At 65.1% G+C, this 20,110-nt stretch carries 20 protein-coding genes; 14 read left to right on the top strand and 6 right to left on the bottom strand.

Going from position 1 to position 20,110, the window contains the following annotated elements; all coding sequences use genetic code 11:
* Positions 1-20: 20 nt before the first annotated feature.
* From ASG77_RS04145 to ASG77_RS04130, 4 genes are all read right to left on the bottom strand, one after another.
* Positions 21-644, bottom strand: coding sequence for a LysE family transporter (locus tag ASG77_RS04145; protein ID WP_056341306.1), 624 nt, complete (start codon positions 642-644; stop codon positions 21-23).
* 21 nt (positions 645-665) lie between these two features.
* On the bottom strand, positions 666-806 hold the full coding sequence (locus ASG77_RS21080; RefSeq protein WP_235564291.1) for a PIN domain-containing protein: 141 nt from the start codon (positions 804-806) through the stop codon (positions 666-668).
* Positions 807-1,100: 294 nt separating this feature from the next.
* Positions 1,101-1,922 (bottom strand): methyltransferase domain-containing protein, encoded by an 822-nt coding sequence (locus ASG77_RS04135; protein ID WP_056341303.1) that lies wholly within the window; start codon positions 1,920-1,922, stop codon positions 1,101-1,103.
* A gap of 55 nt (positions 1,923-1,977) precedes the next feature.
* Positions 1,978-2,493 (bottom strand): MarR family winged helix-turn-helix transcriptional regulator, encoded by a 516-nt coding sequence (locus ASG77_RS04130; protein ID WP_056341302.1) that lies wholly within the window; start codon positions 2,491-2,493, stop codon positions 1,978-1,980.
* A 182-nt stretch (positions 2,494-2,675) separates the two neighbouring features.
* On the opposite strand from ASG77_RS04130, the gene ASG77_RS04125 reads away from it, so the two are divergent.
* A complete protein-coding gene (locus ASG77_RS04125; protein WP_082575818.1) occupies positions 2,676-4,904 on the top strand; it encodes an MMPL family transporter in 2,229 nt (742 codons plus the stop codon).
* A gap of 6 nt (positions 4,905-4,910) precedes the next feature.
* On the opposite strand, the gene ASG77_RS04120 is transcribed toward ASG77_RS04125, so the two are convergent.
* On the bottom strand, positions 4,911-5,840 hold the full coding sequence (locus tag ASG77_RS04120; RefSeq protein WP_056341301.1) for an NAD-dependent epimerase/dehydratase family protein: 930 nt from the start codon (positions 5,838-5,840) through the stop codon (positions 4,911-4,913).
* 128 nt (positions 5,841-5,968) lie between these two features.
* On the opposite strand from ASG77_RS04120, the gene ASG77_RS04115 reads away from it, so the two are divergent.
* The 13 genes from ASG77_RS04115 (at position 5,969) to ASG77_RS04055 (ending at position 19,173) form a co-directional block, all read left to right on the top strand.
* On the top strand, positions 5,969-6,700 hold the full coding sequence (locus ASG77_RS04115) for a TetR/AcrR family transcriptional regulator (protein WP_056341298.1): 732 nt from the start codon (positions 5,969-5,971) through the stop codon (positions 6,698-6,700).
* Positions 6,701-6,814: 114 nt separating this feature from the next.
* Positions 6,815-7,042: a hypothetical protein gene (locus ASG77_RS04110; protein WP_056341297.1), complete on the top strand. Its 228-nt coding sequence runs from the start codon at positions 6,815-6,817 to the stop codon at positions 7,040-7,042.
* A gap of 224 nt (positions 7,043-7,266) precedes the next feature.
* Positions 7,267-9,144: a molecular chaperone DnaK gene (gene dnaK, locus ASG77_RS04105; protein WP_056341296.1), complete on the top strand. Its 1,878-nt coding sequence runs from the start codon at positions 7,267-7,269 to the stop codon at positions 9,142-9,144.
* Between the two features lie 2 nt (positions 9,145-9,146).
* Positions 9,147-9,818 carry a nucleotide exchange factor GrpE gene (locus ASG77_RS04100; protein ID WP_056341294.1) on the top strand — a complete coding sequence of 224 codons (672 nt, stop codon included), beginning with the start codon at positions 9,147-9,149 and terminating at the stop codon, positions 9,816-9,818.
* 85 nt (positions 9,819-9,903) lie between these two features.
* A complete protein-coding gene (locus ASG77_RS04095; RefSeq protein ID WP_200950622.1) occupies positions 9,904-10,884 on the top strand; it encodes a DnaJ C-terminal domain-containing protein in 981 nt (326 codons plus the stop codon).
* A gap of 15 nt (positions 10,885-10,899) precedes the next feature.
* A complete protein-coding gene (locus ASG77_RS04090) occupies positions 10,900-11,325 on the top strand; it encodes a heat shock protein transcriptional repressor HspR (protein WP_056341287.1) in 426 nt (141 codons plus the stop codon).
* Positions 11,326-11,695: 370 nt separating this feature from the next.
* On the top strand, positions 11,696-12,961 hold the full coding sequence (gene urtA / locus ASG77_RS04085) for an urea ABC transporter substrate-binding protein (protein WP_056341285.1): 1,266 nt from the start codon (positions 11,696-11,698) through the stop codon (positions 12,959-12,961).
* Between the two features lie 34 nt (positions 12,962-12,995).
* Entirely contained in the window at positions 12,996-13,880 is an 885-nt protein-coding gene (urtB, locus tag ASG77_RS04080; protein WP_056341284.1) for an urea ABC transporter permease subunit UrtB, read from the top strand.
* Positions 13,877-15,019, top strand: coding sequence for an urea ABC transporter permease subunit UrtC (gene urtC, locus ASG77_RS04075; RefSeq protein ID WP_056341282.1), 1,143 nt, complete (start codon positions 13,877-13,879; stop codon positions 15,017-15,019). Before urtB ends, urtC begins: the two co-directional genes overlap by 4 nt.
* Positions 15,016-15,819 (top strand): urea ABC transporter ATP-binding protein UrtD, encoded by an 804-nt coding sequence (gene urtD, locus ASG77_RS04070; RefSeq protein WP_056341281.1) that lies wholly within the window; start codon positions 15,016-15,018, stop codon positions 15,817-15,819. The genes urtC and urtD overlap by 4 nt, the downstream gene beginning before the upstream one ends.
* Positions 15,816-16,511 (top strand): urea ABC transporter ATP-binding subunit UrtE, encoded by a 696-nt coding sequence (urtE, locus tag ASG77_RS04065; protein ID WP_235564288.1) that lies wholly within the window; start codon positions 15,816-15,818, stop codon positions 16,509-16,511. Before urtD ends, urtE begins: the two co-directional genes overlap by 4 nt.
* A 151-nt stretch (positions 16,512-16,662) precedes the next feature.
* Entirely contained in the window at positions 16,663-17,034 is a 372-nt protein-coding gene (locus ASG77_RS04060; protein ID WP_056341280.1) for a hypothetical protein, read from the top strand.
* Positions 17,035-17,190: 156 nt separating this feature from the next.
* Positions 17,191-19,173, top strand: coding sequence for an FAD-binding monooxygenase (locus tag ASG77_RS04055; RefSeq protein WP_056341279.1), 1,983 nt, complete (start codon positions 17,191-17,193; stop codon positions 19,171-19,173).
* Here ASG77_RS04055 and ASG77_RS04050 read toward each other — a convergent pair.
* A complete protein-coding gene (locus tag ASG77_RS04050) occupies positions 19,163-20,020 on the bottom strand; it encodes a prephenate dehydratase (RefSeq protein ID WP_056341277.1) in 858 nt (285 codons plus the stop codon). The two genes, ASG77_RS04055 and ASG77_RS04050, sit on opposite strands and share 11 nt — an antisense overlap.
* Positions 20,021-20,110 lie beyond the last annotated feature (90 nt).

Raw genomic sequence — 20,110 nt, 5'->3', positions numbered from 1 at the left:
CGTTGGTGGATTAGTGGACTTCAGTGGATCAGCGCGAGGAGAATGCCTACGGCCACAAAGAGCACGCCAAAGATCCGGCTAAGGATCTTCTGGCCACGGGCGTTGTGCGTGAACCGCTGGAAGGATTTGGCGGCAAAGGCGAAGAAGAACCACATGACCAGGATGTCGATCACCACCACGGTGGCCGTGAGCACCAGGTACTGCGGCAGGAGCGGCTGTTCCGGACGGATGAACTGTGGCATAAACGCGAGGAAGAAAACGATGGCCTTCGGGTTGAGCAGATTGACCCAGAGGCCACGCCGAAACATTGACCAGGCGGGCTCGTTCCGGAGGGCGGCGGCCTGTTGCTGGTCCACTACCGGTTTGCTCAGGAACTGACGGATGCCCAGGTAGACCAGGTAGGCGGCTCCGGCGTAACGGATCACATTGAAGGCCACCGGGGAGCTCGCCACCAGCACGCCAACTCCCAACGCCACGATCACCACGTGGACAACCAGGGCTGCCTGCTGGCCCAGGATTCCCCAGATTGAGCGGCGGAATCCGGACGTGAGTGAGTTGCTCATGGTGTTGATGGCACCGGCGCCGGGCGTGAAACTGATCAGGGCGCCGGCGCCCGCGAGGGCGAGCCAAAGGGAGAATTGCACTTGGCAAGTTTAGTGCCGACCTCACCACAGCGTGGTCACGGGCTCAAAGGCGTGAAGATCCTCATCTGCTGTAACGAGCGTGAGTCCTTCCACCATGGCTTGCGCAGCCAGGATCCGGTCAAAGGGGTCCTTATGATCCCAGTCCAGCTGACCGGCGGCCAAAGTGTGCGGGGCGGAGACGCCCGATCATTCGGAGCCCGCGCTGAGCTGCAGATGTGATACGGCACCAATAATCCTGCAAACTCGTCACTGACGACCTTGATGCCGTCCAGCTGCATGTCGGCATCGAGGCCGATCACCACAAGTTTGGGGAGGACCCTTCCGTCCTGAACAATTAGCGGACGGACGAGAATCTGGAGGTCGAAGCCTGCTTGAATAATCATGGTTCGAGGCTCTTTGCGGCTTCCAGCCGCCGGAACAGGTCAACTGCCATATGTGGACAACGGCAGGCACGCATCACGCCCGGGCGATGACCTCGCCGTTCGGGATCAGGAACCAGCCGTCGTCGGTGGATCCCCAGCGGTGCCAGCCTGCCGAAATCCGGGCCAGGTCCGCTGGGTTTGCGAAGCCGTATTCAAGGGCCTGCTCCGCGAATGCCGAATGCAGCACCCGTTCGCCCCAGACCCGGGCCTGCCATCTCCGCTGTTGCCCGGTGGCATACAGCCAGTTGCTGCTGGTGGGCGCCACATCTCCGAAGCCCGCGGACTGGACCCAGGAAACGAGCCGGCGGCCGGCATCGGGCTCGGCCCCATTGCGTCGTGCGATCCGCTGGTACAGGTCCATCCATTCGTCCAGCTCAGGGATGGCGGGGTACCAGCTCATGCCGTGGAAGTCGGCGTCGCGCACTGCCACAATGCCGCCCGGCTTCGCCACCCGGCGCATCTCGCGCAACGCCTCCACCGGGTCCGTCAGGTGCTGGAGCACCTGGTGGGCATGGACGACGTCGAACGTTTCGTCTTCGAAGTCGAGGTCATAGATGTTGCCAGCCAGGAACTCCGCATTGGCCACACCGCGCTCGACGGCAAGCGCCGTCGCCTGGGCGATGATGTCCGGCGACCGGTCCAGGCCGGTGACCTTTCCGGGCGACACCAGCCCGGCGAAATCGCAGGTGATGCTCCCCGGGCCGCAGCCGACGTCGAGCACTGAAACCCCGGGCGTGAGGTGCGGAATGACAAAAGCCGCGGAGTTCTCCGCGGTCCTGGAGGCGTGGGCGCGGACCACCGACTCGTGGTGGCCGTGCGTGTACACATCGTCGTCGTCAGGCTGCTGCGTACTCATAATGAAACGCTACCTCTCCGCAGTGAAAAACAGGCGGATCGTTCCGCGCGGCTGCTTACTTGGGCGGGGCAGGGGAGGCAGGGCCGCCGTCGGATGCTTCCTGCCGGGCCGCGACGGTGGCATCCACCATGGCGGTCATGAACCGGCTGACGAGCTCCAGCTCTTCGGGTGAGAAGTCCGCCATGGCGGTGCCCATGTGGCGCGAAAGCGGCATGAACATGGCACTGCCGTCCCGGAACGCCTTGGGTGTCATGCGGAGCTGGACCTGCCGCCGGTCCGGACCGAGACGCTCCCTGACCACGTGCCCGGAACTGTCCAGCCGGTCGATGAGGGCGGTGGTGGCGGGCGAGCTGAGGTTGAGTTCCTTGCGCAGGATGCCCGGCGTGACCACTAGGCCCTTGGCACTGTGCCGCATGATCACCGCCAGCGCGTTGAGGTCCGTGCGGTGCATGTCGTTACGGCCGCCGGCAGTGTCCACGTAGCGGTTGGCCTCCAGCGTGAAGTCCTGAAGCAAGCGGACCAGGGCGAAGGGCGCGGAGTCCGGTGGGCGCTGGAACGCTTCGTCTGTCATGGTCGCCCCGCCTCCGCTCGCTTGCCTGTCCCCGTGATCTGATGCCCTGACGGATATTACTGCAGCGACGCCCGATGAGTAGTTTCAAGCAGGAAACCCAACCCATGGCATTTATCTCCATGGTAGATATACTCTAGGATGGAATCAATTGTACCGCGGCCACCCCGAGCGAAGCAGGAATCATGAAATCCCGTCCCCTACACAGTGCGAGGGTTCCGTTCTGGCTGCGCTGGCTCCTTCCCGTTCTGCTGGTTCTCACGTGGCTGACCATTGCCGGGGTGGGTGGACCCACGTTCGGCCGGCTCGACGAGGTCTCCTCGAACGACCAGGCCTCGTTCCTGCCGGCGAGCGCCGAGGCCACCGCGGCCCAGGACTGGCAGGCAAAGTTCCGCGATTCAGACGAAGTGCCGGCGGTCATCGTCATCGAAAACGACGCCGCCATCAGCCCCACGGAGCTTGGCGAACTGGCATCCCTGAAGGCTGGGCTGGAGGGCCTGGAGCTGGGCAGCGCGGTGGTCGGCCCCATCCCGTCCGAGGACCGGAAAGCGGTCCAGTTCATTGCCCCGATCGGGTCCTCCGACCAGCTGAAGGAATCCGTCCAGGAGTTGCGGGACTTCCTGGCGGATTCCGCCCCCGCCGGCATGCAGACCTTCGTCACCGGACCCGCGGGCCTGACCGCAGACCTGGTCAGCGCCTTCGCCGGCATTGACGGCATCCTGCTGCTGGTGGCACTCGGCGCGGTCTTCCTGATCCTATTGATCGTCTACCGTTCGCTCCTGCTGCCCATCGCTGTGCTGCTCACCTCGGTTTTTGCGCTCTGTGCCGCCATCCTGCTGGTGTTCGGCATGGCAAAGCTCGGCTGGATCCAGCTGAGCGGCCAAAGCCAGGGCATCCTGTCCATCCTGGTGATCGGCGCGGCCACGGACTATGCCCTGCTGTACGTGGCCCGCTTCCGCGAGGCCCTGGCCCACACGCGCAACCGGACCGAAGCCGTGCTCACAGCGTGGAAAGCTTCGTTCGAACCCATCCTGGCCTCCGGCGCCACCGTCATCATCGCCCTACTCTGCCTCCTGTTCTCCGACCTGAACTCCAACAAGGCGCTTGGTCCAGTGGCGGCCGCTGGCATCCTCTGCTCGCTCTTCGCCGCGCTGACGCTGTTGCCTGCGCTGATGGCGCTTTTGGGCCGGGCTGCGTTCTGGCCGTTCCGCCCCAAGCTGGTTCCGGCAGGCGAGCGTGAGCCCGAGCTGGTCACCGGCCTGGAAGGGCAGAAAGGCGTCTGGCGGGCCACGGGTTCGTTGGTCTCCCGCCGCCCGCGAACGGTCTGGGTCACGTCGGCCCTCCTTTTGCTGGTCGCTTCGGCCGGGGTGCTGCAGCTAAAGGCCAACGGCGTGCCGCAGACCGACGTCATCCTTACCGCGTCCAATGCGGTGGACGGCCAGGACGCGCTGGCGCGGCATTTCGACGCCGGCAGCGGCAGCCCCGCCGTCGTGATCGCGGACGAAAGTAAAGCCGATGAAGTGCTGGCAAAGGTCAAAGCGGCCGACGGCGTGGGGGACGCCTACCTCCTGGCTGAAGGCGGTGTGCCGATCACCGGCGCCCCCGGGACTCCCAGCGCGCCTGACATACGTGACGGGAAGGTGCTGATCAACGCCACGCTCAACTTTGCGGCCGATTCCGTTGAGGCGGAGGACGCCGTCAAGGCGCTGCGCGACGAGGTAAGAACGGTCGACGCCGGCGCGCTGGTTGGCGGCGTGACCGCCACTGCGCTGGACACCAACACCACCGCCCAGCGCGACCTGGTGATCATCATCCCCATCGTGCTGGCGGTCATCCTGCTCATCCTGATGCTGCTGCTGCGATCAGTCTTGGCGCCGGTCCTGTTGGTGCTGTCGGTGGTCCTGTCGTACGGGGCGGCCATGGGTGTCTCGGCGCTGGTCTTCAACAACCTCTTCGGATTCCCGGGCGCTGACGCCACCGTCCCGTTGTTCGGTTTTGTGTTCCTGGTGGCCCTGGGCGTGGACTACAACATCTTCCTGATGAGCCGTGTGCGGGAAGAGTCGCTGAAACACGGGACCCGGCCGGGTATCCTGCGCGGACTCGGAGTGACCGGCGGAGTGATCACTTCGGCCGGCGTGGTGCTGGCTGCCACGTTCGCCGCGCTGGGCGTCATCCCCATCATGTTCCTGGTTCAGCTCGCCTTCATTGTGGCGTTCGGCGTATTGCTGGACACCGTGCTGGTGCGCTCGCTGCTGGTCCCCGCGCTGGCGTACGACATCGGCCCGCGTATCTGGTGGCCCGGCAAGCTTGGCAGGCCGGAGCTGGATGTGACCGTGCGGCTGGATGCCGGCCGGGATGCTCGTGATCCCGAGCCCGATCTTCACCACGCGTCAGAGAGTGCCGGCCGCCGGTAGGGCGTCCTATGGCTGTGCGCGCCACCAGGCCACCGTGGCCGCGGCCGCCTCGGGCAGGGGTGTCGGCTGCAGGCCAAACACGGCCTCGCTGGCCGCGGAGTCCATCACAAACGGCTGCTCGAACTGGTAGAGCATTTCGGCAACTTCGCGGAAGTCTTTCGAGAACACACCCATAGTCCGGAGCGCCCAGCCCGGAATGGCTCCAAGCTTCGGCGCCTGCACTCCGCCAGCCTCGGTGAACGCTGTGGCCAGCTGCCGCTGCGTGACTGCCTGACCCGTGGGCGCGTGCCACACCTTGTTCCACAGCGCCGGCGTCGCCGCGGCATGGATCATCGCGGCGGCCAGGTCCGGGACGTACGTGAATGAATGGGGCTGATCGGCGCTCCCGATGACCCAGACTTTCTTGCGGCCCAGGACGGCGGGGACCACGCGTTCTCCGGCATGTGAGGTTCGCACCCGAGGGCCAAAGAAATCGCCGGCAACCACGCTGACGGTGCTGGTCGGAGAGGCGTCCCGCGCCTTGAGCAGCGCGGTCCGGACGCCGCGCTTGCCGCCGGTGGCAGTCCGCGGACCAGTCTCGACCATGGGGCGTTCGGGCTCGCTGTACGAGTAGAGGCTTTCGGGGAAGACGACGACGGCGCCCGCCTCGCCTGCCGCAGCCAGCACCTTTTGATCCGCCGCCGGCAGTTCCGCCTGCCAGGCATCCACGTTGTAGAAGGAGCCGTGGATGCAGTGAAAGACGGCTGTGGCGCCCGCGAAGGCGTCCCGCAGTTGGGCGGCCTCCTGGACGTCCGCTTTCACACGCTCCACCAGCGGATGCTCGGGGCCGTTGCCGGAGCGGGTGAGGATCCTGACGTTTTTCCCCTGCTCCGCGAGCTGCTCCGCGACCGTCCAGCCCACGGGGCCCGCGCCCGTAACTACGTATAGATCGTTCATGACTTCTCCTCAAGGAATTTCCGCTAGAGAGCACTGCTCTCAAGCAAGCGTGCGCCTTGCTCGGGAAGTCTGTCAAGAGCAGTGCTCTCAATTGTTGACACTGCTTTGCTTTATGCGATGCTGGACCAATGAATGACCCTGCCTCGGACGCGGAAACCACCCTTCGGACACCGCGGGAGCGCGCCCGGGCCCAGACTATTGCTGACATTGTCCGGCTGGGCAGGGAGCACCTGGCCACGCAGGGCGCCGCGGCCCTGTCCCTCCGCGCCGTGGCAAGGGACCTGGGTGTTGTTTCGTCCGCCGTCTACCGCTACGTGGCAAACCGTGACGAGCTCCTCACGCTGCTTCTGGTGGACGCGTACAACGAGCTCGGCGACGCCGTGGATACTGCCGTGAACGCCTTGCCTGAGCTCGACTTTGATGGCAGGTTCAAGGCGCTCGGCCGGGCTGTACGGACCTGGGCGCTGCGGGAGCCGGCGCGCTACGGACTCCTGTTTGGCAGTCCGGTGCCGGGTTACCAGGCCCCGGCGGTTCAGACCACACGCCCGGGAACGCGTGTGATCTACCGCCTGATCGGCATTCTCGATGGCGCCTACCAGGCAGGTGCGCTGACCGCGGCGGCGCGCACCGCCGTCGTGCCTTCTGCCCTCTCCGCCGACCTGGAGGCGATCCGCAGCGAACTCGGGCTGGCCATGCCGGACGAACTCCAGGCGAACGGCGCCCTCGTGTGGACGTCGCTCTTCGGGGCCGTGAGTTTCGAGGTTTTTGGCCAATACGGCCCGGACACGTTCCGTGCCCGGGACGAACTCTTTGACCACCACCTCGCCGTCCTCGCAGGGGTGGCCGGGCTCGGCGCCTGACACGAACCCGCGGAGCGGCTGGAGCCTGCCGCTACCCCTGTTTAGCCCGCCCTCTGCTGAGTAGACTCCAAATGCGCCCGGATGGACGCGGAAACTCAAAGGAGAGATCGCATCATGACTGAGAACACCGCACCTGAAGAAGATCGCCGCAAGGGCAGTACCGAACCCGGGCTGGAAGGTGAAGGCGGCCAGTATGAGGAAGGCGACTACGGCGAGGCCGGCGTCGTGGGTAGGGCGGAGAACGAGTCCGAGGAGGGCAGCTATCCGGAAGGCGACTACGGCGAGGCCGGCTCTGTTGACAGTGCGCGCGAAGTGGAAGTGGATGAGGATAAGAACCGGTAGCGGCCGTTCACGCACAGCGAACTACTGCCAGGGAAGCGGAATTCCCCGCCTGAAATCCCCGGGTTTCCGGGGGTCGCCTGAGGCTGCCGTGACCCAAGAAATCCAAAGTTGAGCGTACTTCGCTCAACTTTGGATTGACATCGTCTGCGCCTTGAGTAAAGTTGAGTGCAGAACGCTCAACACTCGAGCGCCAGCAAGTTTCCAAGGAAAGAAGGAAGCAACACATGTCACGTGCAGTAGGTATCGACCTCGGAACCACCAACTCCGTCGTCTCCGTTCTCGAAGGTGGCGAGCCCACCGTTATTGCCAACGCCGAGGGCGGCCGCACCACGCCGTCCGTCGTTGCATTCTCCAAGTCCGGCGAAGTCCTGGTTGGCGAGATCGCCAAGCGCCAGGCCGTCAACAACATCGATCGCACCATTCATTCCGTCAAGCGCCACATGGGCACTGACTGGAGCGTCTCCATCGATGACAAAAAGTACACGGCGCAGGAAATCTCCGCACGCATCCTGATGAAGCTGAAGAACGACGCCGAGTCCTACCTAGGCGAAAAGGTCACCGACGCCGTCGTCACCGTTCCCGCGTACTTCAACGACGCCCAGCGCCAGGCCACCAAGGAGGCCGGCGAAATCGCAGGCCTCAACGTCCTGCGCATCGTCAACGAGCCCACCGCGGCCGCCCTGGCGTACGGCCTGGACAAGGGCAAGGAAGACGAGCTCATCCTGGTCTTCGACCTCGGCGGCGGAACCTTCGATGTCTCCCTGCTGGAAGTCGGCAAGGACGAAGACAACTTCTCCACCATCCAGGTCCGCTCCACCGCCGGTGACAACCACCTTGGCGGCGACGACTGGGACCAGCGCGTTGTTGATTACCTGCTGAACCAGCTCAAGGTCAAGGGCATTGACCTGTCAAAGGACAAGATCGCCCTGCAGCGCCTGCGTGAAGCCTCGGAGCAGGCCAAGAAGGAACTCTCTTCTTCCAGCAGCACCAACGTTTCGCTCCAGTACCTCTCCGTCACCCCCGATGGCCCGGTCCACCTGGACGAGCAGTTGACCCGCGCCAAGTTCCAGGACCTCACCAAGGACCTGCTGGAGCGCACCAAGAAGCCGTTCCAGGACGTCATCAAGGAAGCGGGCATCAAGCTCTCCGAGATCGACCACATTGTCCTCGTGGGCGGTTCCACCCGTATGCCTGCTGTCTACGACCTGGTCAAGGAACTGGCTGGCGGCAAGGAGCCGAACAAGGGCGTCAACCCGGATGAAGTTGTGGCCGTTGGCGCAGCACTCCAGGCCGGCGTTCTGAAGGGCGAGCGCAAGGACGTCCTGCTGATCGACGTCACCCCGCTGTCCCTGGGCATCGAAACCAAGGGTGGTGTGATGACGCACCTGATCGAGCGCAACACCGCCATCCCCACCAAGCGGTCCGAGACCTTCACCACGGCTGATGACAACCAGCCGTCCGTGGCCATCCAGGTCTTCCAGGGCGAGCGCGAGTTCACCCGCGACAACAAGCCGCTGGGCACGTTCGAGCTGACCGGCATCGCGCCGGCTCCGCGCGGCGTCCCGCAGGTCGAGGTCACCTTCGACATCGACGCCAACGGCATCGTCCACGTCTCCGCGAAGGACAAGGGCACCGGCAAGGAACAGTCCATGACCATCACCGGCGGCACTGCGCTCTCCAAGGAGGACATCGACCGCATGGTCCGTGACGCCGAGGAGCACGCCGCCGAGGACAAAGCCCGCCGCGAGGCAACCGACACCCGCAACACGGCCGAGCAGCTCGCGTACTCCGTGGACAAGCTGATCGCCGACAACGCCGACAAGCTGCCCGAAGAGGTCAAGACCCAGGTCAAGGCCGACGTCGACGAGCTCAAGAAGGCCCTCGAGGGCACCGACGACGCAGCCGTGAAGAGCGCGTTTGAGAAGCTGCAGGCTTCCCAGTCGAAGCTCGGCGAAGCCATTTACGCCCAGGCCGGATCGCCGGACGGTGCCACCGGTGCCGCAGGTGCCGAAGGCGCCGCGGGCTCCACCGCCGGTGACAAGGCTGCCGATGAAGATATCGTCGACGCCGAGATCATCGACGAAGACGAAGCGAAGAAGTAGCCATGCCGCACCACGGTAGCGAGGAAGAGCACAACTCTTCATCAGACCAAGGCAGTGGCCACCAGGAGCCGGTCATTCGGGACAACCGCAAGGTTGATCCGGTGACCGGGCAGGCCCGGCACCCGGAGGGCGAGCAGCCCGCTGACGCGTCGAAGGGCGAGCCTGTGGACAGCGACGGCGATGCACTCGCCCAGGCCGAGGAAATCCTCAACGGCATCGAGGTGCCGGCCGAGGAATCGGTGGCACAGGGTGCAGGACAGGCGGAAGCCGCCGAGCTGAAGAACGATCTCCTCCGCCTCCAGGCTGAATACGTCAACTACCGCAAGCGCGTTGAGCGCGACCGGGCCGTGGCCGGGGAGATGGCCGTTATCGGCGTTCTGAACTCGCTGCTGCCGGTGCTGGACGACGTCGATGCTGCCCGCCAGCACGGTGACCTGACCGACGGCCCGTTCGCCGCGATCGCCACCAAGCTGGAGAACGCGTTGAAGACGTACGGCCTGGTCCGCATTGATGAGACCGGAGTGGAGTTCGATCCCACGATCCACGAGGCCCTCATCCAGCAGCCGGGCGAGGACATCGAGGTTGACACCGTCAGCCAGGTCCTCCGCTCCGGCTACCGGTCAGGCGAACGCGTCCTCCGCGCAGCACAGGTCATCGTCGCAGTTCCGGCCTAGCATTACCCCGGTGGTTGAGCTTGTCGAAACCCAGGTTTCGGCAAGCTCAACCACTGACCCATTAACTTTTTGAAAGGAAACGCCATTGGCTAGCCAGGATTGGGTGGACAAGGACTTTTACGCGATCCTTGGTATCGCCAAGGACGCTTCCGACGCCGACATCAAGAAGGCGTACCGGAAACTTGCCCGCCAGCACCACCCTGACACCAACTCTGGGGACGCTGCGTCGGAGAAGAAGTTCAAGGACATCTCCGAGGCCTATTCAGTGCTGTCTGATCCGGACGAGCGCCAGCAGTATGACGCCATCCGGGCAATGGGTGGCGGCGCGCGCTTTGCCCCCGGTGGTGCCGGTGCCGGTGCCGGTAACGGCGGCTTCGAGGACATGTTCGGCGGCCTGTTCACCGGCGGCCCGCGGCGTCAGCCCGGCGGGTTCAACACGTCAGGTGGCATCCCGCCCGAGTTTGCTGACCTGTTTGGCGGCGGCGGCTTCGGCGGCCAGACCGGCTTCCAGCGTCCGCCTTCGAAAGGTGCCGACCGTACGGCTACCACCAGCATTTCCTTCTCCGGGTCCATCCGCGGCACCACCATCGGCCTGCGCGAACCCAGCGGTGACGTCATTGACGTCCGGGTTCCCGCCGGCATCAAGGACGGCCAGAAAGTGCGCGTCCGCGGCAAAGGCCAGCCAGGGCCCGCCGGCAACGGCGACCTGATGGTGGCCGTGTCCGTCAAGCCGCACGAGTTTTACACGCGCGACGGCGACAACCTCCGCATCCATGTCCCGGTTACCTTCCCGGAAGCTGCCTTGGGCGCCGACATCCAGGTCCCCACCATCGACGGCGAGACCGTCAAGGTCCGTGTTCCGGCCGGCACGCCTTCGGGGCGTACGCTCCGGGTCAAAGGCCACGGCGTGAAGACGTCCAAGGTCACCGGCGATCTCCTGGTGACCATCGACGTCGCGGTTCCGAAGAACCTGAACAAGGAAGCCGAAGCAGCCGTGAAGGCCTTTGCCGAAGCCACCGCCGACGCCGATGTCCGTGAAGGCCTGGCCGCCAAGGCCCGGCTCTAAGCAACGGAGCAGACCGTGGACATCAGCGCTGACCAGCCGATCTTCGTGATCTCCGTCGCGGCTGAACTGGCGGAAATGCACCCGCAGACGCTCCGGCAGTATGACCGGCTGGGCATTGTGTCGCCCAGCCGGGCGCCGGGGAAGTCTCGCCGCTATTCGCAGCGGGACATCAACATGCTGCGCGAAGTCCAGCGGCTGTCCCACGAGGGCGTCTCGCTGGAAGGCATCAAACGGATCCTTGAGCTCGAGAACCAGGTGGCCGCGCTGCAGCTCAGGGTGGGCGAGCTGACCGAGGAGCTGGGCCGCCGTCGTGATCCCCTCGATTCGCGGATCTTCGCAGCCGGTGCCGCCGGCGATGTGATCAGCCTGGCCCGGGGCCAGCGCCCCCGTGCGCGCTCCCAAGCCGTGGTGGTCTGGCGGCCCAGGGCACTGGGCGAATAGTCGCCACTCAGGCACTCGGCCGACGCATAAATAGCCCTGCCCGCCGCTCGGGTGTTGCGCATAGCCGCAGGTGAGACCCGTTTCACGGCGCCCGGGCCGGATTGTGTCCGGCTACCGGGCCAAAGTTACGCCGCGGCAGGTTTCCCGCAGGTTAACTCTCCCAGGGCCCTCTTTCCCGCGGTTTTCTCCCGCACGCCTGCCGTGCACCTCAACTCCCGGCCGGCCCGGCGAGCGCCCCGAAACGGTCTCGAAACCAACCGGGCAGGCGCTGAAACAATTCGCTCCTACGTTCATCGCAAGGGGTCACTTCTGACGGACCTCGGAGGCGAGCCGCTGCCCAGCGCAACGGCGGAGTGAGAAGCAGGTACACATGAGGGTTTCGGTCACCAAACGCGCTTTCTATTCCTTGGCGGCAACCGCCATGGCCACTGTCCTGGCAGGCTGCGGCAGCCAGATCGCGGATCCGGCGTCCGCAGGCTCCACCGCCAGCAGCGGCACTTCCTGTGTGGACACCTCGGGCAGCAGCATCAAAGTCGGGTTCATCAACTCGCTGTCCGGCACCATGGCCATCAGCGAGAGCACCGTCTTCGACTCCCTGTCCCTGGCTGCCGAGGAAATCAACGCTTCCGGCGGTGTCCTGGGCAAGCACCTCGAGGTCATCAGCGAGGACGGCGCCAGCGAACCGACCAAGTTCGCGGAGCGTGCCGGGAAACTGATCCAGCAGGACTGCACGGCCGCGGTATTCGGCGGCTGGACCTCCTCGAGCCGCAAGGCCATGCTCCCTGTGTTTGAGGCCAACGACGCGCTGCTGTTCTACCCGGTGCAGTACGAGGGCCTGGAGTCGTCGAAGAACATCTTCTACACCGGCGCCACCACCAACCAGCAGATCATCCCGGCGTTGGACTACCTGGCCGAGCAGGGAACCAAGTCCCTGTTCCTGGTCGGCAGTGACTACGTCTTCCCGCGAACAGCCAACAAGATCATCCAGGCCTACGCCGCGGCCAAGGGCATCGAAGTCCTCGGCGAGGAGTACGCCCCGCTGGGCTCCACGGAATTCTCCACCATCGTCAACAAAGTCCGGGACTCCAAGGCCGACGCGGTCTTCAACACCCTCAACGGCGACAGCAATGTGGCCTTCTTCCGCCAGTACAAGAGCGTTGGCCTGACCGCCGACACCATGCCCGTGGTCTCCGTGTCCATCGCCGAGGAGGAAGTCCCCGGCGTCGGCCTGGACAACGTCGAAGGCCAGCTGACTGCCTGGGACTACTACCAGACCCTGGACACGCCGGCCAACAAGAAGTTCGTGGCGGCGTTCAAGTCGAAGTTCGGCACCGAGCGCGTAACGAGCGACCCCATGGAAGCCGCCTACACCTCCCTGTACCTCTGGAAGGCAATGGTGGAGAAGGCGGGATCCTTTGAGGTGGACAAGGTGCAGGCCGCCGCGGGCGGGGTGACCTTCGAGGCGCCTGAGGGCCTGGTCACGGTCAACGGGGAGAACAACCACATCACCAAGACCCCCCGCATCGGCAAGATCAACGCGGAGGGCCTGATCGACACGGTGTGGTCATCGCCCGCGGCGGTTGAACCGGATCCGTTCCTGGCCACTTACGACTGGGCCAAGGACCTGACCAAGTAGCGGCCGCGGAAACATCGAGGAAAGGCCTGCTGGAATGGAACTCCTGATAGGGCAGATGTTCGCCGGACTCAGCCTCGGCTCCGTGTTGCTCCTGGCGGCACTGGGACTGTCGTTGACCTTCGGCCAGATGGGGGTCATCAACATGGCCCACGGCGAGTTCATGATGGCCGGGGCCTACACGGCCTTTGTGGTCCAGCAGGCCATCTCCGACGCCGGCGTATCGCTGCTGGTGTCCATTCCCGCAGGCTTCCTGGTGGGAGGTGTCCTGGGGCTGGTGCTCGAAGCGGTGCTGTTGCGCCGCATGTACCACCGGCCCCTGGACACCCTTCTGGTCACTTTCGGGGTGGCCCTGATCCTGCAGCAGGCCGCCCGAGACATCTTCGGGGCACCCAGCGTCGATGTCCGCGCCCCGGGGTGGCTGCAGGGGAACATCGAGTTGCTGGGCGCTCCCATCCCGCTGACCCGGCTCTTTATCCTGGGGCTCTCGCTGCTGTGCCTCGCCGGCCTGGTCCTCCTCCTGAAGGCCACGCCGCTAGGGCGCCGTATCCGGGCCGTTGTGCTGAACCGGGACCTCGCGGAAACGAGCGGGGTGTCAACCCGGCGCAGCGACCAACTGACGTTCTTCATCGGTTCGGGCCTGGCCGGCATCGCCGGCGTCGCGGTCACCCTCATAGGTTCAACAAGCCCGTACCTCGGCACCAACTACATAGTGGATGCATTCCTGGTGGTGGTGGCCGGGGGTATCGGCCAGATCAAGGGGGCCGTCATCGCTGCCTTTGCCCTGGGAGTGCTGCAGTCCGTCTTCGAGTACTCGACGACGGCCAGCATCGGCAAGGTCCTGATCCTGATCGTGATTGTGGTGTTCCTCCAGCTTCGGCCGCAGGGCATCTTCAGCCTCAAAACAAGGAGCCTGGCATGAAAAGCCTGTTGCGCGGGCGGTTGGGAACCGTGGCCGGATTCACCCTTGGTGCGGTCCTGCTCCTGGGCGTTGCACCCGTGCTGCTTCCGGCGTTTAGCCTCGGCCTGCTAGGGAAGTTCCTCTGCTTTGCCATCGTGGCAGTCGGCATCGGCCTGGCGTGGGGACGCGGCGGCATGCTGACCCTGGGCCAGGGGGTGTTCTTCGGACTCGGGGCCTACATCATGGCCATGCACATGAAGCTGGCCGACGCATCGCTCTTCGGCGGCTCCGGGGTGCCGGACTTTATGTCCCTCTACGGCAGCGGCGAGGTTCCCGGCTGGTGGGAACCGTTCCGGAGTCCCGCAGTGACGCTCCTCGCCGTGGTCCTGGTTCCGGGGCTGGTGGCACTCGTCCTGGGCTTGGCGATCTTCAAACGCCGCGTCAAAGGGGCCTATTTCGCGATTCTCAGCCAAGCGCTGGCAGCGGCCTTCGCAGTGTTCCTGATTGGCCAGCAGGCTACAACCGGAGGGTCCAACGGACTGAACGGATTCCGGTCTTTCTTCGGTTTTGACCTGAAGGACCCGAACAACAAGCTCATGCTGTACATGATCGCGGCGGTGGTCCTACTGCTGTCGGTCGCCATTGCCCGGCAGCTGATGCACAGCCGTTTCGGCGAGCTGCTGGTGGCGGTCCGGGACCAGGAGGAGCGCGTCCGCTTCCTGGGCTACGATCCGGCGACCGTCAAAACCGTCATCTACGTGGCTGCCGCCGTCCTGGCAGGCGTCGCGGGGGCGTTGTTCGTCCCGATCGTCGGGATCATCTCGCCTGCGGACGTGGGCGTGATCCCGTCCATCGCATTCCTTATCGGCGTCGCAATCGGCGGCCGCGGCACCCTCCTGGGGCCGGTCCTCGGCGCCGTCTGCGTCGCCGCGGCCCAGTCCAGCCTGTCATCCACTTTCCCGTCCTTCTGGGTGTACTTCCAGGGCCTGCTGTTTGTCCTCGTCATCGGGTTTATGCCGGGCGGGCTTGCCTCATTGCCGGCGCTGCTGGGCAGGCGGAGCAGAACGCCGCCCGACGCGCCAGATCCCGTAGCGCCGCCCGACGCGCCAGATCCCGACGTTGAAGAGCGAGCCACCAAGCCTGAGGAGGTCAGCAGATGACGACGCCCACGCTGCTCCCTGACGGGGAGCCCCAGGCCGGGGGTTGGCGCCGCGGCCGGCCAAAATATCTCGAAGTCCGTAACCTCTCGGTTTCCTTTGACGGATTCCTGGCCGTGGACAACGTCAACCTTGATGTGATCCAGGGCGACCTGCGGTTCTTGATCGGACCCAATGGTGCCGGGAAAACGACGGTAATTGATGCCATCACCGGGCTGGTGTCGGCTACGGGATCGGTGAACCACACCGGCACAGAGATCCTCGGCCGCAAAGTGCACAAGATCGCCCGGCTGGGTGTGGGGCGCACGTTCCAGACCGCAAGCGTGTTTGAGAACCTCTCCGTGCTCCAGAACCTCGACATCGCTGCCGGCTCCGGCCGCAGCCCGCTGCAGATGCTCCGCCGCCGGAAGTCCGTGGAACCAGCCGTGGAAGAGGCCCTGGAAATCATCGGCCTGGCAGGCGCGGCGGACAAGAAGGCAGGCATCCTCGCCCACGGACAGAAGCAGTGGCTGGAAATCGGCATGCTCCTGGTGCAGAACTCGGACGTGCTCCTCCTGGACGAGCCAATCGCGGGGATGAGCCAGGACGAGCGCGGGGAAACCGGCGAGCTGCTGCGCCGCATCGCAGCCAACCGGATCACCCTGGTAATTGAGCACGATATGGACTTCGTCCGGGAGTTCGCCACATCGGTCTCTGTCCTTGCCGCGGGCAAGGTCCTCAGCGAGGGAAGCGTAGCGCAGGTGCAGGCCGACAAGAAGGTGCAGGACGTGTACCTGGGGACCTCGGCAACGGAAGGCCAATGATGCTCGAAATCGAAAATCTGCAGACCGGTTACGGCCGTACCCAGGTGATCTCCGGGGTGAGCGTGACCGTCCGGGAGGGAGCCGTCGTCTCGGTTCTGGGGCACAACGGCGCCGGCAAAACGACGCTGCTGCGCGCCGTCGTCGGGCTCCTCAAACCCATGGCCGGACGCATCACCCTGGACGGGGAGGACATCTCGGCCCTCCGCCCACACCAGCGGGTGGCGCGGGGCATGGCCTATGTACCGCAGGGCCAGCAGTCATTCGGGCAGCTGTCCGTTGTGGAGAATCTGCAGCTCATCGCGGACGGGCGCAGGAACGGCAATGAACGCGTGGCAGAGGCCCTCGATATGTTTCCCGCGCTCCGGCCGCTGCTGGCACGGCGGGCCGGGCTGTTGTCGGGTGGCCAGCGGCAGCAGCTTGCCATTGCCCGGGCGTTGATCACCGAGCCGCGCCTTCTGATCCTGGACGAACCAACCGAAGGCATCCAGCCCAACGTTGTGGCCGAGATCGAAGCGACCATCCTCAAGCTGTCCCAGCGCAACGGCATGAGCATCCTCCTGGTGGAGCAGCACATCGGTTTTGCTCTCCATGCCGCGGACAGCTACTACGTCCTTTCGGCCGGAAGGGTTTCCTCCTCGGGAGCCGGCGGCGCCGGATCAGCGGGCAATGTGCGGCAGGCGATGCTCATCTGAGGCGAGAACAATGCTTGTCTGATGCCGAAAAGCGAGTACTCACTACTCGTGACCGGACCACCCCCCACTGGCTTGAATGGAACTTCAGCTAGGTCTCACAGTGCAGGTTCGAGCCTTTGGGGGTTTTCGCGTGTTTGGTTCTTCAGTCGTTATGTTCGCAGGGTCCAGTGCCGGGCTGATCCTGCTTGCCATCGGTCAGACCGTCGTTGTGGTTTGCATGTGCTTTGACATGGTGCGGGCGCTGTCCGTGCCGCGGTCGCACCGGCGCTATGTGGCCAGCACGGTCTTCCGGACGCTGGCCGTTCCGTCCATCATCGCCGCCGGCATGAGCGTGCTGATTGACGCGCTGGCCTGGTCCTGGATGGACGTTGGCATGTCGATGTTCGTGATGGTGGCAATCATCTTCCGTCTGCACCACGACAAGGACGAGGACAACTGGTGGAAGGGCAAGGGCAAAAAACTCGCTCGCTGGGCCCGCCGCCAGTTCAGCTCCGGAACGTCGGTAGCGCCCGCGATGGGGTAGGACTCCGGCGACCCGGGCCCACGGTCGAAGGGGTCGGTTGTGGCTTGCATCACGGCCACGTAGAATGCCACTTCAGGGCAGGATTCATATATCGAACATTGAGTTCTATTATCGAACTCGATCTCTGCCAGCCACACAACGAAGTGAGGAAAGCCCGTGCAATTCCACCACCACGGTTATGTGTCCGGTGACCCGCGGGTCCAGCCAGCATCCGGCGTCGGTCTGGACCGGCCTACCGGGCTTCCCGACGAAGTGGACGTGCTCATCGTGGGCACTGGTCCTGCGGGCATGCTCGCTGCAGCCCAGCTCTCCCGGTTTCCCGGCGTCACCACGCGCATCGTGGAGCGCCGCCCCGGGCGGCTTGTCATCGGCCAGGCGGACGGCATCCAGGCCCGCAGCGTCGAAACCTTTCAGGCGTTCGGGTTCGCGGAGCGCATCATCGCCGAGGCGTACCGCATCACCGAAATGGCGTTCTGGAAGCCGGACCCCGCCGACCATTCCCGGATCGCCCGCGCCGCCCGCACGACGGACGACCCCACGGGTATCAGCGAGTTCCCGCACCTGATCGTCAACCAGGCCCGTGTGTTGGACTACTTCGCCGAGTACATGGCCAACGCGCCAGCGCGGATGTCGCCCGACTACGGCTACGAGTTCCGCAGCCTCGATATCGGTGACGGCGACTACCCCGTCACCGTGAGGCTCGCCCACACTTCAGGACCTGACGAGGGCAAGACCCGTGTTGTCCGCGCCAAGTACGTCGTCGGCGCGGACGGCGCACGCAGCAAGGTGCGCGAATCGATCGGCTGCACCATGGCCGGCGACCAGGCCCATCACGCGTGGGGAGTCATGGACGTTCTCGCCGTCACGGACTTCCCCGACATCCGCACAAAATGCGCCATCCAGTCCGGTGCGGGCGGCAGCATCCTGCTGATCCCGCGCGAAGGCGGGCACCTCTTCCGCATGTACGTTGACCTCGGTGAGGTCGCGCCGGAGGACCGCGGGGCCGTGCGCAGCACCACCATCGAGCAGATCATCAGCCACGCGAACACCATCCTTCACCCCTACACCCTGGACGTCCGCAACGTCGCCTGGCACAGCGTGTATGAGGTTGCCCACCGCCTCACGGACAGGTTCGACGACGTCCTTCCGGACCAGCGCGGGACGCGCACACCCCGCGTGTTCATCACCGGCGATGCCTGCCACACGCACAGCGCCAAGGCCGGCCAGGGCATGAACGTCTCGCTGCAGGACGGCTTCAACCTCGGCTGGAAGCTCGGGCATGTGCTCGAGGGCCGCAGCCCGGCAAGCCTGCTGGCCACGTACTCGGCCGAGCGCCAGGTGGTGGCGAAGAACCTGATCGACTTCGACAAAGAGTGGTCCACCATGATGGCGAAGAAGCCGGAGGAGTTTGCGAACCCCTCCGACCTTGAGGACTTTTACGTCAGCACCGCAGAGTTCCCCGCGGGCTTCATGACCCAGTACACGCCGTCCATGATTACCGCAGAACCGGTGCACCAGCACCTGGCCGCCGGCTTCCCCATCGGCAAACGGTTCAAGTCCGCGCCCGTGGTGCGGGTGTGCGACGGCAACCCGATGCACCTCGGCCACCACGCCACAGCGGACGGCCGGTGGCGCATCTACGTCTTCGCCGACGCGGCAGCACCTGATGCGGCGACACCCGCTTCTTCGACGCCGCCCACAGAACAGCCGACGGCTGGACAACAGGATGCCGGACAGCCGACGGCGGGACAGCACGCGCCGCCGTCGTCCGTCTCCGCCTTCGCCGAGTGGATCGCGAACTCGCCGGAATCGCCGCTGGCCGCGACGCCGTCGGGCGCTGACCGTGACGCGTGGTTCGACGTGAAGGTCATCTATCAGCAGGACCACACAAACGTTGATATCGGGGCCGTTCCGCCGGCGTTCAAGCCATCAGTCGGGCCGTTCCAGCTGACGGACTACGAGAAGGTCTACGCCACCGATCCCGCAGCTGACATCTTCGAGCTCCGCGGCCTGGACCGCGGCGGCGTGGTGGTGGTGGTGCGGCCGGACCAGTACGTGGCCAATGTCCTGCCCGTGGGCGCGACGGCGGAACTCGCCGCGTTTTTCGCTCCCCTCCAGCGGCCAGCGGTCAGGCAGTGACTGTCTGCGCGGTCCGGAACTCGGCAGCAGGATAGACGCCCAGGATGCGGACTTCCGTGGTGAAGAAATCCAGCTCCTCAAGGGCCAGGCGCAACGGCAGGTCCTCGGGGTGGCCTTCGACGTCCACCATGAACATTGTGGCCGCGAATTCGTCCCCCACCATGTAGCTCTCCAGCCGCGTCATGTTCACGCCGTTCGTGGCGAACCCGCCCAAGGCCTTGAACAGCGCCGACGGGACATTCCTGACCCGGAATACAAAGCTGGTCACCGCCGGTCCGGTCAGCTCTTCCCGGGTGGGCAGTTCCTTTTCCCGCGCCAGGACCACAAAACGGGTGGTGTTGGACGGGTCATCCTCGACCCTCGACGCCAGCACCTCAAGGCCGTAGATCTCGGCCGCGAGCGGGGGAGCGAGGGACAGTTTGGTGGGGTCGTTCCACTCGCGGACTTCCCGGGCGGAACCGGCGGTATCCCCGGCAATGACAGGACGCAGTCCGGCCTCCCGGATCAGGCGGCGGCATTGGCCCAGGGCGTGGATGTGGCTGTGGACCTCGGTGGCCGCCTCGATGGTGCTGCCCGGAATGCCGAGCAGGTCGAAGTGGATGGGCAGGAAGAACTCGCCCACGATCTGCAGGTGCGACTGGGGGAGGAGGATGTGGATGTCCGCCACCCTGCCGGCGATCGAGTTCTCAATCGGGATCATGGCCAGCTCCGCCTCGCCGCTGGAGACCAGCTCGAAGGCGTCCTCGAAGCTGGCACAGGGAACGCTTTTCAGCTGGGGGAACATCTGCATGCACGCGATATTGGAGTTGGCGCCGGGCTCACCCTGGTACGCAATCTTCTGGACCATGGTCCGTATGGTTTCACGGCAGGTGCCCACCCACCCAACTGAGTAGCGCTATCTGTCGTTATGAGGGTCCAAAACGACTGATAGCGCTAC

The sequence above is a fragment of the Arthrobacter sp. Soil762 genome, from assembly GCF_001428335.1.
GTDB lineage: Bacteria > Actinomycetota > Actinomycetes > Actinomycetales > Micrococcaceae > Arthrobacter.
The sequence above is the reverse complement of the archived record's forward strand: the minus strand, read 5'-3'. Positions and strand labels throughout refer to the sequence as shown.

Coding starts and splice junctions, on each gene's coding strand:
- urtD (WP_056341281.1), top strand. CDS start 15,016: ATGACGACGCCCACGCTGCTCCCTGACGGGGAGCCCCAGGCCGGGGGT.
- urtB (WP_056341284.1), top strand. CDS start 12,996: ATGGAACTCCTGATAGGGCAGATGTTCGCCGGACTCAGCCTCGGCTCC.
- ASG77_RS04110 (WP_056341297.1), top strand. CDS start 6,815: ATGACTGAGAACACCGCACCTGAAGAAGATCGCCGCAAGGGCAGTACC.
- ASG77_RS04060 (WP_056341280.1), top strand. CDS start 16,663: ATGTTCGCAGGGTCCAGTGCCGGGCTGATCCTGCTTGCCATCGGTCAG.
- ASG77_RS04050 (WP_056341277.1), bottom strand. CDS start 20,020: ATGGTCCAGAAGATTGCGTACCAGGGTGAGCCCGGCGCCAACTCCAAT.
- urtE (WP_235564288.1), top strand. CDS start 15,816: ATGATGCTCGAAATCGAAAATCTGCAGACCGGTTACGGCCGTACCCAG.
- urtC (WP_056341282.1), top strand. CDS start 13,877: ATGAAAAGCCTGTTGCGCGGGCGGTTGGGAACCGTGGCCGGATTCACC.
- ASG77_RS04120 (WP_056341301.1), bottom strand. CDS start 5,840: ATGAACGATCTATACGTAGTTACGGGCGCGGGCCCCGTGGGCTGGACG.
- ASG77_RS04135 (WP_056341303.1), bottom strand. CDS start 1,922: ATGAGTACGCAGCAGCCTGACGACGACGATGTGTACACGCACGGCCAC.
- ASG77_RS04130 (WP_056341302.1), bottom strand. CDS start 2,493: ATGACAGACGAAGCGTTCCAGCGCCCACCGGACTCCGCGCCCTTCGCC.
- ASG77_RS04125 (WP_082575818.1), top strand. CDS start 2,676: ATGAAATCCCGTCCCCTACACAGTGCGAGGGTTCCGTTCTGGCTGCGC.
- ASG77_RS04100 (WP_056341294.1), top strand. CDS start 9,147: ATGCCGCACCACGGTAGCGAGGAAGAGCACAACTCTTCATCAGACCAA.
- ASG77_RS04115 (WP_056341298.1), top strand. CDS start 5,969: ATGAATGACCCTGCCTCGGACGCGGAAACCACCCTTCGGACACCGCGG.
- urtA (WP_056341285.1), top strand. CDS start 11,696: ATGAGGGTTTCGGTCACCAAACGCGCTTTCTATTCCTTGGCGGCAACC.
- dnaK (WP_056341296.1), top strand. CDS start 7,267: ATGTCACGTGCAGTAGGTATCGACCTCGGAACCACCAACTCCGTCGTC.